Annotated in this window: 10 protein-coding genes; 5 read left to right on the top strand and 5 right to left on the bottom strand. The window is 47.8% G+C overall.

Translation table 11 applies throughout. The features are described 5' to 3' along the window. Positions 1 to 356: 356 nt before the first annotated feature. Complete coding sequence (locus AC6GQJ_RS09700; RefSeq protein WP_500767672.1) at positions 357 to 761, top strand: hypothetical protein; 405 nt, start codon at positions 357 to 359, stop codon at positions 759 to 761. A 48-nt stretch (positions 762 to 809) separates the two neighbouring features. On the opposite strand, the gene AC6GQJ_RS09695 is transcribed toward AC6GQJ_RS09700, so the two are convergent. Beyond that, positions 810 to 1976 (bottom strand): nucleotide sugar dehydrogenase, encoded by a 1167-nt coding sequence (locus tag AC6GQJ_RS09695; protein WP_500767671.1) that lies wholly within the window; start codon positions 1974 to 1976, stop codon positions 810 to 812. A gap of 1069 nt (positions 1977 to 3045) precedes the next feature. On the opposite strand from AC6GQJ_RS09695, the gene AC6GQJ_RS09690 reads away from it, so the two are divergent. From AC6GQJ_RS09690 to AC6GQJ_RS09675, 4 genes are all read left to right on the top strand, one after another. Next, positions 3046 to 4107 carry a hypothetical protein gene (locus AC6GQJ_RS09690; RefSeq protein ID WP_500767670.1) on the top strand — a complete coding sequence of 354 codons (1062 nt, stop codon included), beginning with the start codon at positions 3046 to 3048 and terminating at the stop codon, positions 4105 to 4107. A 158-nt stretch (positions 4108 to 4265) separates the two neighbouring features. Beyond that, positions 4266 to 4787: a hypothetical protein gene (locus AC6GQJ_RS09685; RefSeq protein WP_500767669.1), complete on the top strand. Its 522-nt coding sequence runs from the start codon at positions 4266 to 4268 to the stop codon at positions 4785 to 4787. After that, positions 4771 to 5490: a hypothetical protein gene (locus tag AC6GQJ_RS09680; protein WP_500767668.1), complete on the top strand. Its 720-nt coding sequence runs from the start codon at positions 4771 to 4773 to the stop codon at positions 5488 to 5490. The genes AC6GQJ_RS09685 and AC6GQJ_RS09680 overlap by 17 nt, the downstream gene beginning before the upstream one ends. 277 nt (positions 5491 to 5767) lie before the next feature. Further along, positions 5768 to 7069: a sugar transferase gene (locus AC6GQJ_RS09675; protein ID WP_500767667.1), complete on the top strand. Its 1302-nt coding sequence runs from the start codon at positions 5768 to 5770 to the stop codon at positions 7067 to 7069. Positions 7070 to 7089: 20 nt separating this feature from the next. Here AC6GQJ_RS09675 and AC6GQJ_RS09670 read toward each other — a convergent pair whose 3' ends face one another. The 4 genes from AC6GQJ_RS09670 to AC6GQJ_RS09655 form a co-directional block, all read right to left on the bottom strand. Then, positions 7090 to 8247: a glycosyltransferase family 4 protein gene (locus AC6GQJ_RS09670; RefSeq protein ID WP_500767666.1), complete on the bottom strand. Its 1158-nt coding sequence runs from the start codon at positions 8245 to 8247 to the stop codon at positions 7090 to 7092. A 1345-nt stretch (positions 8248 to 9592) separates the two neighbouring features. After that, positions 9593 to 10729: a glycosyltransferase gene (locus tag AC6GQJ_RS09665; protein WP_500767665.1), complete on the bottom strand. Its 1137-nt coding sequence runs from the start codon at positions 10727 to 10729 to the stop codon at positions 9593 to 9595. Next, entirely contained in the window at positions 10726 to 12681 is a 1956-nt protein-coding gene (locus AC6GQJ_RS09660) for an acyltransferase family protein (RefSeq protein WP_500773877.1), read from the bottom strand. Before AC6GQJ_RS09660 ends, AC6GQJ_RS09665 begins: the two co-directional genes overlap by 4 nt. Before the next feature lie 4 nt (positions 12682 to 12685). Continuing rightward, a complete protein-coding gene (locus AC6GQJ_RS09655; protein ID WP_500767664.1) occupies positions 12686 to 13726 on the bottom strand; it encodes a glycosyltransferase in 1041 nt (346 codons plus the stop codon). Between the last annotated feature and the right edge of the window lie 2 nt (positions 13727 to 13728).

Here is a 13728-nt window from a genome sequence, read left to right as displayed (position 1 = left end):
ATATATTCCACAAAACGCGCGCGAGCTTCACAAAGAGCATACTCGCATATGGTGTAAAGGTTGAGGTTGGCCGCAAAGTTTCAATAATATCGTTCTGTAGGCAATAGGATATATTTGAAATGTGGTGCAGGTTGATCAGAGATTGGGTTTTGGGAGCTACACTGGCTCTTCTTGCCAGTGTAGCTCCACAGGCGGCGAAGGCCTATCAGGTCGACTGCGCTATTCTGCTTTGCCTGGCTGGTGGGTGGCCCGCGTCAGCAGAGTGCGCACATGCTCGTTCCGTGTTCATCCGCCGAATTACGCCTTGGCCAATTGAGCCGCCATTGCAGATATGGCGGTGTCCTATGGGCGCTTCAATGAGTGGTCTATTGCAAAGCACGGCCCCAAGAGTCTGGGAAGCCAGCAACCAATCAAGCCAGACGCTTGGCCAAGTCATTCTGGCTCAGATGGTCGAAGGTGGTGCCTACATCGACATCAGTGGCTTGGAATTCGATTTCGTGCGCTCAATCCGTGTCTGGGATGTTCGCCATTACAGTCATCGCGAACGTGGCAGCGACGATGATTGTTCAGAAAACTACAATATGCGCCTTGGGACCTACGGCACGCAGGGCAAATTTAGCTGGAAACGCACGACACCCGCAGCAGCCCCGAAATGGGTGTTGCCGTCACGGCGCTGTTTGCCATCGAATTGGCGGCGCGGTGTCGGTGTTGAATGGGAAGATTATGAAGGCAACCACGGATATGAGTGGGTGGCTTATTGAAGACAAAGAATTTGAATAGGGAAAATTACAGGTGCTAATCAGTCTATACTAGTCGATTGCGTATAGATCTCGGGTGAATACCTTGTCCTTCACGTCGCGCACCTCGCCGGTGAGGCGGTTTGCGACTATAACATCTGCCTCGGCTTTGAACGCGTCTAGATCAGCGATGACACGCGAGCCGAAGAAGGTGTCCGCCTCCATCACCGGCTCGTAGACGATGACCTCGATGCCCTTGGCCTTGACGCGTTTCATGATGCCTTGGATCGACGACTGTCGGAAATTGTCGGAGCCCGCTTTCATCACCAAACGGTAGACACCAACAGTCTTGGGTTTGCGTGCAATGATTTGATCTGCAAGGAAATCTTTGCGGGTGCGGTTGGCGTCGACGATGGCGCGGATAAGGTTTTGCGGCACCTCAGAATAATTCGCGAGAAGCTGTTTGGTGTCTTTGGGCAGGCAGTAGCCGCCATAGCCAAAGGACGGATTGTTGTAGTGGCCGCCGATGCGCGGATCGAGGGAAACCCCGTCGATAATCTGGCGCGTGTCCATGCCGCCGGCCATGGCATAGCTGTCGAGTTCGTTGAAAAACGCGACGCGCATGGCGAGGTAGGTGTTGGCGAAGAGCTTGATCGCCTCGGCCTCATTGGCGTCAGTGAACAAAACCTCGACGTCGGTTTTAATCGCGCCTTGCAACAGCAGATCGGCAAAGGTGCGGGCGCGCTCAGATTGTTCGCCAACGATGATCCGAGAGGGGTACAGGTTGTCGTAAAGCGCGCGGCCCTCGCGCAAAAACTCTGGGCTAAAGATCACTTGATCGGTGTTCATCTGCGCGTTCAAATTGGCGGTATAGCCTACGGGAATGGTCGATTTGACCACGATCGTTGCGCGCGCATTGACCGCCAAAACATCGCGGATCACGGCCTCGACGCTAGACGTGTCGAAGTAGTTGGACTGCGCGTCATAGTTTGTGGGCGTGGCAACAATTACGATGTCGGCGTGAGTAAATGCGGCGGCGGAATCTGTGGTCGCGGTTAGATTGAGCGGCTTGTTGGTCAGGAAATCTTGTAGCTCATCATCAACGATCGGAGCGCGTCTGGCGTTTAGCATGCCGACGCGCTCCCCAGAGATATCAACGGCGACAACCTCATTGTGTTGCGCCAAAAGGACTGCATTGGACAGTCCCACATACCCGATACCTGCAACCACAATTTTCATACTCGCCCAACTTCTAATTCTCAAACTGACACTCATGTGCGATCTATATTTGTGTGATCGTTTTGTCAAAGAAGTGCTAAATAGGGTCGTGAGGTAGTTTGGGGTTGCCGTGCTATGGAGCGTGACATGTGATCGCTTCTAACCGTCAGGGCGATCTAAGTCGCGTCCACGCGAAAGCTGACGGAAGTCCAAGACGTGTTCCGCCGAACAATTGTGGTGGAAGCAAAACAGCGGGGCATTCGAGCGCGCGGCTAGCTGGCGTCCGATAGCTACAAGGTCTAGTACTGAAAACCAGCAGAGTTCTTCTGCTTCGATATGACTAGCCAAGTCCACACATCTGATGAGTGGCTGACCGCCTCGTTGAAGCAGAGCGAAACGCTGGGGAATGCTCGGACTGAATATCGTAGCGGCTATTTCTAGGGAGTCGTCAAAGCTGGCTCGCAATTTTTCAACTTCATTTCGGGACCCTCGAAACTCGCAGGCCCCGTCGCATGAAGTTGCGGCGAAGAATAACAACTCGGAAATCAAGTCCACTGCCATACCGAAAGAGTCCTTGGGCGCGACGCCCAATGTCGACATGCCGTAAAGCAAGCTTATCAGTCCCAACTCTTCGGCGTCATGGCGACTCCATTTCCCAGCATCACTCTTGGGCAGGTAGTCTCGGCTCCGCCAGAGACGCAACAAAGCTTGCGGTATGCCCGTGATCTGACTGACTTCGGCTGCGCCGAACGTTCGGTAGGTAAGATGCCAGCCGGGACCGCAAAACGCGCTAACATCTCGCTCCATTGACCGCCCCTCCAGAAACAAATCGTTGACACCATAAAGCGTATCACTGATACGCTACTTGTGCAAGAAGAGCTCTTGTCATTTGAATGGAGGGGTAAGCGTGAACAGGCTGGGGCGCGAAACTAGGGTGCAAATTTTGCAGTCTCTGACCGAAGGAATGTCACAGCGCTCAACCGAGCGCATTTTCAAGGTTAGTAACAAGACTGTAGCGAAGTTGGCGCGTGATGCGGGCGACATGGCGATCAGACATATCCACAACCTCGGCGGGCTGAGCGTGCGGTAAGTGCAAGCCGACGAGATATGGTCGTTCGTGAAGGCCAAACAAAAAAATGTGCCCAAACTCAAGAAGCCGCAGGTCGGTGCGGGTACGATTTGGGCTTACCTTGCGCTGTGTTCTGACAGCAAGTTCATCATGACCTATGAGCTGGGCGATCGTCGGTTCCCCAATGCCAGGTCGTTCATGCAGTCGGTGAAATCCAAACTGGCAGTTGATGAAAATGGCCGGTTGCTGCAGCGACCGCAAATCATCACCGACGGCTTCAAGGCGTACGACGAGGCGGGCGAAATCGCCTTCGGGGAAGACGCGGACCGAGCAATGCTCATCAAGCAGTACAGCAACAACGATGATGGCGGTGATCCCACACCAGCTAGCAGATATGTCGGGTCGGAAAGAAAAGTCCTCGCTGGTGAAGCTTCCCTCGCCGAGATCAACACCAGCTACGTCGAGCGCGCCAACTTGACGCTCCGAATGGGGAACAAAAGGTACACACGTAAAACGAACGCCTTCTCCAAGACGTTGGGGAACCACGAGCGGCAACTCGCACTTTGGATCATGTACTACAATTTCTGCCTGATGCCATCGCCACAGCGGTGCACCGATCCCAATACAGGCGAAACCAAATGGACGAAGCGCCTAACACCCGCCATGGAAATTGGAGTTGCTGACCGCGTCTGGGATGTCTCAGATCTGGTCGACATGACAGATGCCCACCTTGCCGAAGTCGCCGCGCAACAACTGTCGACTGCTCGTGATCTCGTTCCGCGCGATGAAAGCCCAGACCAATATGTCTACTGGGTATATGCTAGCGAGCAACACCACGTCGCCAAGGTTCACAAGGCAACCTGCTACAACTGCAATCATGGGGAGGGCCGGAAAGGAGGAAAGGCCAAGTATGGAGGCTGGACCGGCTTCATAACACTGGAAGATGCACTTAGCTTCGCTGCCAGCGCCCATCCCGACAATCACGCCATATGCAAGATGTGCCTCGGGTCTTATCGGAAGGGTGGCTACAGAGGCCCACAAACGATGTCGATGCGAAGCGCTTCTCGCAAACTTCTGAACTAGGGGCGCTTCGAGGTTCCCGATATCTGACGCCCGACGGAAGGTGCTAAACTCTTCAATGCCCCCTACAGATTGCAGAGCATGTCTGTTCAGACACTACAAATTGCCTCGTGCAACTCCAAAGGGTAGGATCAGCGAAACTTTGCACATTGGAGGTTCGAGTGAGTGATTCGGTGCAGCAGGTTGCCAAGATCAAGTTGAAAGTTGGCTCGATGGAGCTGGAGTACGAGGGCGACCCCGAATTCCTGACAGGTGGCATTGAAGCGCTGTTGGAAACGATGGGAGGCTTGGCTGCTAAGGTGCCCGCCGAAGAACTGCCTCCCGCACCAGTTATTGTAGCCGCGCCCACAAGTGGAGACAGCAATCAACAATTCACCGGGGCATATGCTTTCTCTACTAACACCATAGCAGCGCACTTAAACGCTAAAACTGGTCCGGAATTAGTGATCTGTGCGATGGCTCAGCTTGAACTGGTTCAGGGGAAGCCCTCTTCTTCCAGAGCGGAAATTCTGGCTGAGATGAAAAACGCGACCACTTACTTCACCGAGAACATGCGTAAAAACTTGTCCAATTCGTTGATCGGCCTGAGCAGGAAGAAGCGGATAAATCAAAATGCGAAAGACGCCTATGCGTTGAGCGGACCTGAGAAGAAGGTTGAGGCCAAGGTTGCTGAAATCGAATGAGCTAAAAAGCTGGCTGCACAAAGACCTCGGAAGGCTCGATAAGGTCTTGCTCGTCTTGGCAACTCAGGACCAGCCTGTCGCGGTCGCCAAGATTAATGAACTGGCAGATGCCGCTGGTTTTCGCGCCATGCGAAAGTGGAACCTTTCCGCCGTCCTGAGCGCATCCAAGGGTAAGGCGATCCGCACGACTGGATGGGAATTGACCGAAGCTGGCAAGATATACCTGCGCGACTTGGGCGTTTCGACGATTAGTCCCGCAGCAAAGCAGGTTGCAGTCGATCTTCGAAACCATCTTGCCAAGGTCAGCGACCCTCAAACCCGCGACTTCGTCGAAGAGGCCATCAAATGCCATGAAGCAGAGCTGTATCGTGCAACAATTGTTATGTCATGGCTGGGGGCCGTAGACGTATTGCAGAAACACGTTCACCAACACCATCTCGTCGCGTTCAATGCTGAAGCCAAGCGGGTCAACGGTAAGTGGAAACCGGCCAAGTCACAAGACGACATAGGCAAGATGGGCGAGGGTGACTTTCTCGACCGGGTTGAAGCCCTTTCGATTATCGGCAAGAACGTCAAGGCTCAACTCAAGGCCTGCCTTGACCTCCGCAATGGCTGCGGTCACCCGAACAGCTTGAAGGTGTCGGTGAACAAGTCGGCAGCTCACATAGAAACGCTTTTACAAAACGTGTTCGAGAAGTTTTGAGGCTGATTGTCACGATGTCGGACACCGATGTCCGCTAGTATGGAAAGCACTCCGTCATCGAGATGCTTTTAGCCATCGCCCCTGACACTCCAGATTCCATAGCACGGCAACCCCAAACTACCTCACGACCCTAAATAGACTGAAGCTCTACTCGCTGATTGCCTTAATTTTGTAGATCTGAGTGTCAGAACTTCAAGTCTGGTTTTATCTTCAACAATGGGCAGAAATTTGATCGCCAGTTGAGAGATCATTCTCACGATCGAAAGTAAAACTAGCCGTGGCCACAGTAAAAGTATTTTGCAACTACTATTTACAAGCGCTTATGGATACAGTCTATGCAAACCAATTCAGTACGGTCAATGAGTGGAATTTGATGAAGATAGTAATAACAGGTGCATCAGGTTTCTTAGCGAGTGAGTTGATACCATTTTTTCGCAACAATGGTCATGATCTCGTCCTCGTAAGTGGGAGAAAAAAGTTACTGTCCGAAAGTTACCCTGATTTGACTTGCGTGGATTACACGGATTTGGACAACAATCTCGTGGATGCAACATGCGTGTTGCATTTGGCCGCGCGAAATAATGATCGTCAGGGCGATCTTTCTGCTTTTCGAGAGATCAATGTCGAGCAGACGCTTGCGGTCTTGATGGCGGCTAAGTCTGCTGAAGTAGGAAAATTCATTTTCGCATCTAGCCTACATACACTTGGTCTAAACGGACCGGCGAGCGATTATGCCCGCTCAAAGTTGGAGGCAGAAACGCTTGTGTTGAAGGAGACTGGCATAGATGTTTCAGTACTACACATGGCGGCGATCTACGGCAGCACATTTCGCGGAAAACTAGCTGTCTTAAATAAACTCCCGACAATCCTTCGGAAGCCTGCACTAGTGTGCCTCGGTGCGCTTCGACCAACGGTGCATGTTGCTAAGGTCGCGCAGCGTATTGAAGAGATTATAAATGACGGCCGTGATGGTCCTCACTACTTACATGATAATGCGCAAGATAACCAAGTATTCGCATGGTCCAAGAGAGCAATAGATTTATCGTTTGCTCTCTTTGTATTTGTATTTCTAGGCTGGCTGATGGCGCTCGTATGGGTCGCCATTAAGTTGGACAGTCGAGGTCCGGGTCTCTTTGTCCAGGAACGCGTTGGCCGCAACGGGAGGACATTCAATTGTTACAAGTTCCGAACTATGGCTCAGGGCACAACTCAGGCTGGAACGCATGAGGTTTCGGCTGCTTCTATCACGAAAATTGGAAAGCTTTTGCGCGGAACCAAAATCGATGAGTTGCCTCAAATTGTTAATATTGTGCGCAATGAAATCAGTCTGATCGGTCCACGACCTTGCCTACCTTCGCAGAGCGTTTTGGTGGAGAAGCGTCGACAGCTAGGCGTTCTTGATATTAAGCCCGGTATTAGTGGGCTGGCACAAATTCAAGACATTGATATGAGCACGCCTGAACGTTTGGCAAAAGAGGACGCTCTTTACATCGCACTCCAATGCATACCTTTGGATATTGAGATAGCGATTGCGACGGCAACGGGGTCGGGGCAGGGCGATAAAGTGGTGAAGGGCTGACGTAGCTTGTCTGATTTCGCTTATTGCCGTGCCCGCCTGATCTGGTTGTCATAGATATCGAGGTGAGCGCACTGCACTTGGCGGATATCAAAATGCTGTTCAGCATGCGCACGCGCCGCCTCTCCCATTTTAGCCAGTCGTTCTCTATCACGAATTAATTCTTGAATAGATTTTTGTAAGCTTTCGGTTGAACGGGCCTTACACAAAATACCGGTTGTCCCATCAGCAATGGCATCACGGCACCCTGGAACGTCTGTTGTGACCGATGCACGCCCTGCAGCGGCTGCGTCAATGAGTGTCTTAGGGAAGCCTTCTCGATAAGAGGGCAGAACGACTAAGTGGCATTGTGCAAGAGCGCTGTCTATGTCCGATGTGTGAGGCAACCATTCAATGAAGCCTTCGTTGGCGAGCTGTTCAAGCTCATCTTTGGTGAGGCTAGTTGGGTTGTTTGCATCCGGATCTCCGAGGAGACGAAATATCGCATCGCATCCATTGGCCTTGAGGCACCGCGCTGCTTCTACAAACTCCAATACCCCCTTATCGCGCAACATACGGCAAGGCATCAGGATAACTGACGGGCCATCTGGAAGGGGTTTGGGCGAGATCTTCGAAAGATCTGTGCCGCTTCCGCCAATGAGGCTAGTCGTGGCTCGAGACACGAACCCATTATCGCTAGCAATTTTCAAATCATCACGGTTTTGGAAAACGACGTGGTTCAATGGTGAATTGAGCGCGGTCCGATATAGGATCGTGAGACACTTTCTAAGAAGATTGGCCTTAAGTGTCGTGTGCGTGAAAGCGTAGCCCATCCCTGTAAGCGCAGCTAAAGTGGGGATTTTTAAGATACGCGCTGCAATTCCACCGTAAAAGATAGGTTTCGCGGTTACCAAATGGACGATATCCGGGCGCCTTGTGCGTAACAGGACGTAGATGCTCCACAGGCTCCGTAATTCTAGCCATGGATTTTTGCTTGCGCGGTTTAGATTGATTTTGGCTACCTCAAAATTGTAGGCCTCTAATTGGCTAAAATCTGATCCTGATGGCGCCGCGATAACCACGTGGTAACCCGCCTCAAGCGCTGCGAGTCCCAGCGCAAGTCGGTGCGAGAGGAAAAACGGGATATCAGAAATCACATACATCAAAAGTGGTTTTTGATACCCAAGCGGTCTGTCAATCATTATCTATTTTCCATCTGTGATAGAGGTGGTTCTTTGTTTTCAACCAATTTGCATCCCATTTTAGGTGGATCAGGATTTCATTCAGGCTGTGACCTGCTCCCCGCTGGACCTTCATTCTCCCCGCTGGTCCTCCGTTTTTACAGAGATTCTGTAGGTCACCTATTTAACTCGATCCCGGTGTTTTATGGAGTTCTCTTTAAACTGCATTTCCAACCTGTCCGAGGTCTTTGTTCGACCTACTGCGTAAAGGAATGCAATTGGTAACAGCAGCTTGTTTCGATGTCTGGCCGATGTCCCCGAGTTTGCGGAAACGAAGGCAAAGATGACCGTGAGAAACAGTATTCCGAAGTATAAACGCCTAAATCTAGCTTCTGGTGGAGTTCGAAATATCAAATGATAAAAAAGATAAGCAAATATGAGCCCGTCAATGACCAGAATAATATGTGAAGTCTTTGAAATTTCGAATAAAAATGGGGAAAATAGAAAGTAGATCAACTTAATAGGAAGTAGAAGAACTGCCTGAAAACCGCTGCCAACCAGCCAACTTGGATAATTCAGCGAGGACGGTGAATCGCTTGCAACGCGGTAAATAATTTCTCCCATTTGCGTCGCGACCAGCACTTTCTCCGGAAATGCTGCAAGGATTATGAGCAAGAAAGCAAAGTTTAAAAGGAACGCAGTCCTGAGGTTGTTCATGACGATATAGGTCATCGAGAAATACAAAAAGCACATATAGGCCGAAAAAAAACTACCTACTCTGTGTAGAAGGCCCGATAGAATAGTCAGGACAAGAAATGCTGGTATCGTGAATATCCAGTTCTTCTTGCTAATTTGAATAGTGACCAGAAAAAGCAAGAAAAACAAAGTAGAAAACAAACTTTCTCTTAAAGGAATTGATCCATACAAAAGTGACAATGGTGACAAAACGATAATTAACAATGCACCCCGGTGGGAATTGCATTGCGATCGTTTGAGAAACCAAAGGTTAAAAAGAGTGAGGCCCGTGAGAGAAATCAAATAATTTAATAGACTTGTAGTAAAGGTTGTTATGCCAAATGGTGCTAGTGTTAAGTAGAAGAATGCTGAAATTATTCGAGAACTGAAAATTGTAGTTGTGCAGAAAAAGCAAACTTCTCCTTTGGCAATGTCTTGTCCTATTTCGACATAGTAGATCGCATCTCCATCGGCCTCAGGCAGCGTAAACACGAACGAATTGATACATATGATCGAGAGTCCAAGAACGATGTCTAAAAGTATGATGTCTCTGTTCTTGGTATTCAAAATTAATAATATGGCAATGCCGCCAACGGCTAGCGTGAAAAATAGCCACTGTCCAACTAACGATTCATGCATTTAAGAACTTCACGAAATCATTTTGAATATTGTCATAGTTAAGGTGCATTTCAGCAAAACGGTACGAGAGCTCTTTCATTTCCTGAAGTTGATCTTCTCTATCCAGAAAGAACTGAATTCCGTTGCTGATCGAGTTCACTTTGAAATCAACAAGGTGTCCAGATTGGCTTTGTTCAACAATTTCTTTTTGGAACTCAACCCCATCTGATGCAAGCACGGCAACACCTGCAGACATGTACTCTGCAAGTTTGGTCGGAGACATCTCATAATTAATTTCTGTAGCGGGTACCAAGCTTAAGCCAATATCAGAGCGGCTTATGGCATCAAAAACATCTTTTCTGTCCAAACACCCACCAAAAGAAATTTCCATTGGCAGTTCACTGAGCTCTAGGCCGCTCAATTGAACGATTGTTTGCCATTGTTCATTATCCCCACCGTACAGGGTTAGCTTCAGCCTGTTAGGGCAGGCTTTTGCTGCCTCAGCGAAACCCCGGAGCACTATGTCAAGCCGACGTTCCGCCGCAAAAGTGCCTACGTAAATGAAGTTCAAAACTTTGGGATTTTTTCTAACAGTCGGACTTTTGAATTCATCAGCCAGCAATGGAATGACAAGTGAATTTGGGGTCTTAAAGTAAGTGGCTGTTCGCTCTAATCCTGCACGACTCACTGCAGTTATTCCATCCACCTTCGAGTCAGAAAGCCGGAATAGACATCTTGCAATTATCCCTTTGACTTTAGGGGGCATTTTTTCGTGCGGAAAACTACTTTGAAATATCAGTTTGCTCTTAGATATTCTCTTTCGCATCGCGCAACCCAGTAAGGTTGAGGGATCATTTCTAACGAATACAACAAACCTGCATTGCGGGTATCTTTTTTCGAAGCACGCTAAAATGAAAAAAGTAATAAGTATATTGTAGAACCTTGAAAAGCCAGTACGTCTTAGCAGAACGTTCAATACGATCGAGCGATGAAAACGCTTCGCAAATCTTTCACTGCCGCGAGCCTGGCTAGTAATTAGGAAGACGCGATCAAATGATGAATTTCTTTTAGCAAGAAGCCCTTCCACAAAAAGGTGATTAGGAAAATCTTCTTTGTCAAGAAAGCACAAGAGAACTTTATTCTGTTTCAAAAATCTAACCTTTCGGAGAACTTCTGAAAGCCACTCAGGGTCATATGATCAGTATCACTCCAATAGATCTCGTCGCAATTTCCAAAGTCGACTGATAGATCAAGTTGAAGCATATCATTAAGCGAAACGAATTTGGAGCCAAGTAGGTCATCCAGTTTTGTATCAAGAGATATATACGCCCGCTCGGTATGTGCAGAGTATTCGTATTGTCGTTGACAACCATTTCCTATAGCGATCCTGCGCGAAATAAACGGATCCATCCATGGACCCACCCATGTCACGTTGTCAAAGGAACCTGCTACCGCTTCCAGATTTTTAGCAGTCGTTTCAATAGTACCGATGTCTAATTCTATCCCTGACATAATTTTCTCATTGTCGACAGTGAACAGCGTTCGGCCTCCATTGTAAATTCCTGATTTCATTAAGTAAAATCCAGCTTGATGGTAGTATACCTGATCAATATTGGCCGCATTTTGACCAATGAACTTAGCCAAGTCGCTGAAAAAGCAACTTTCAAATACATTTAAGCGACAACCACCTGAAAAGATCCCCATCACAAATGGGTTTTCTTCCCGAAATTTATTGTTTTCATACATCAAGAAGAATAGACCTTCGGAATGGCTATCGCCGAAGACAATCTTGGGCGGTCCGTAAACGTTCAAGCATGTAGAGAAGTCGTCTTGAAATTTGTCAGAGACCTTCCTGTGTGCTGACCAGCAATCCGTATCAAGTTTTGTAAACTCATCTACAATGTTCGATCTTTTTTCTACTTCGGACGCATAAAGATCATTCATTCTGATTTTCGCCACCTGAGCGTTCGCTCTAAAAAGTTGATCATTTAAAACTTTGATATTGTCGGAAGCGAGAAACAGCATTGAACTTGCAATAACGGAGGACGCAAAAACGAAAACACGCTGTTTTAAAGTTGAAGAGTAAAGAAATTTCCTCGCGGGTTGATCAAATTTAAGGAATGCAAACGCTGTCAATATCGCGAATGAGAACATTCCAAAATACTTAAGTACCTCGTTGGAAACACTACTTTCTTTAACAAACAGGAACACAGGGTAATGGGTAAGATACAACGGATAGGTAAGAGCCCCCAAAAAGCTAACAAAGCGATGCCAAACCCGTTCTTGTTCAATTAACACATGACGGGTGAATAATATCAAAACCGCCGTCGCCGTAACCACCATGATATTTAGATGCACGCCGGGTAGAGAGCCTTTTAAGGCGATTGAAACACCAAAGAAATAAACAAAATAACATCCAGTGGTTAGGTTGCGGACTTTTTTCGGGTTTGGCGATCTTATTGCCTCCTCCGTTCCCCTCTGGTGGAAAATAAGTAACGCAACAATGCAGCCTACTGCAAACTCCCATGCTCTTGTCGGTAGAAGATAGAAAACCGCACTAGGATGGTCACCTATCATTGTTGCGTACAGATATGTTGAGAAACAAATAACTGCTAAAACCAACAAAATTTGGAGCTTAGCGGGTAATTTAACGACTACCACAAAAATCAATGCGAATATGATGTAGAATTGAAACTCAATGCTAAGAGACCATGTATGCAAAAGTGGATCGAGTTTTTGCTCCAAGTTGAAATAACCACTTCCTTTCCAAAATGCGATATTGGAAAGAAAAAACGGCGCGGCCTTTGCGGCTTCTAAATAATCATCAAAATAAAAAGGTGGGGCCGTAAACAGCACGAAGATAAATGATATTGCAACCGTCAGAAGTAACAGCGGAAACAAGCGGGCCCATCGACGCCACAAAAACTCCAAGACACTGAACTTTTTCCTTTGACTGAGGGAAATACTCATCATCAGATATCCTGAGATGACAAAAAAGACATCAACACCCAGGTAGCCGTTAGGGAGCCAATATGGATTTGCGTGAAACACTAGTACAGCAACAACCGCAAATATCCTAAGGAGTTCTAAAGATAAGACCATATTTCTATCCAACTAGGAGCTTAAGGTAGCTCTTTTTGACACTAGGCATACTGTATCGATTTGAGTGTTCTTGGTCTGGGATAGGCGAATTTAAAGCACAACAGTCTATCATAGCTTGTGTGAACGCATCTTCGTCTTCAGCCTCAATGAGGGTACCATAACTGTAGTCACTTAGAATCTCTGATGGACCTACGGGACAGTCCACTGCCACAATTCGTTTGGAGCAACAAACTGCTTCTATCAACGCGTTTGCCCCGCCTTCCCATCTCGAAGTCATGCAAAACACGTCGCAAAGTTGAAGATAGTCATCAACATTTTCCACAAATCCGGGCAGACTTACGCTATTGGAAAGCCCCAATTTTTCAATTTCTTCCTCAAGAGCTACCCTCTCCGGACCTTCTCCCAATATTATGAGGCGGCAATTCTTCCGTAATTCGATATCGATCATTGAGAAGCATCTAATTAAGAAAGAAAAATTCTTTTGAAAACTTAGCCGTCCAATAGCCAGAAATACTCTCGTTTCAGATGCTTCTGCAGCGAGAGATTCATATTTTTTCGAAGTTTCAAAATTTCTAACTGGGTTAGGGATGAAGACAACTTCGTTCTTCCCATTATACCTTTGGTGCCAGTAGTCACGTACTCGATCGGTTTCTGTGATGATCACATCGTAATAGCGGTAGGCAAAGTTGCAGAGGTCTTGCTGTATATAGTTTTTAAAAAAACTCTTTTTTTTAACCTTACTGCCAAAGGGGTTGAGACCCGTTCGAACCACATATCTATTCCGACGATCAAATGTCATCAGCCGAAGAGCAATTAGGTAAAGGCTTTGTTTGGTGCCAAAGGCAAAAAATGTGTTTTTACGCGTTCGGTCTGCCCTTGAAAATTTGATCAAGAGTTTGACTAGTTGTAGGAAGCCGAATACCGAGTGTACGTTGTGTCTTTCAGAAGCATCAACCGCATTTTTCCCATATATTATTAAATGGGCTTCGCACTCTTGCTCAAGAGCACCAAAAAGCCGTCTACATACTTTGGATGGACCACCCATGT

This window comes from Tateyamaria sp. 7Alg 36, from assembly GCF_059882455.1.
The sequence above is the reverse complement of the archived record's forward strand: the minus strand, read 5'-3'. Positions and strand labels throughout refer to the sequence as shown.

What these genes read in the sequence shown, in the direction of transcription:
- AC6GQJ_RS09655 (WP_500767664.1), bottom strand. Translation starts at nt 13,726, where the DNA reads ATGGGTGGTCCATCCAAAGTATGTAGACGGCTTTTTGGTGCTCTTGAG.
- AC6GQJ_RS09695 (WP_500767671.1), bottom strand. Translation starts at nt 1,976, where the DNA reads ATGAAAATTGTGGTTGCAGGTATCGGGTATGTGGGACTGTCCAATGCA.
- AC6GQJ_RS09670 (WP_500767666.1), bottom strand. Translation starts at nt 8,247, where the DNA reads ATGATTGACAGACCGCTTGGGTATCAAAAACCACTTTTGATGTATGTG.
- AC6GQJ_RS09660 (WP_500773877.1), bottom strand. Translation starts at nt 12,681, where the DNA reads ATGGTCTTATCTTTAGAACTCCTTAGGATATTTGCGGTTGTTGCTGTA.
- AC6GQJ_RS09700 (WP_500767672.1), top strand. Translation starts at nt 357, where the DNA reads ATGAGTGGTCTATTGCAAAGCACGGCCCCAAGAGTCTGGGAAGCCAGC.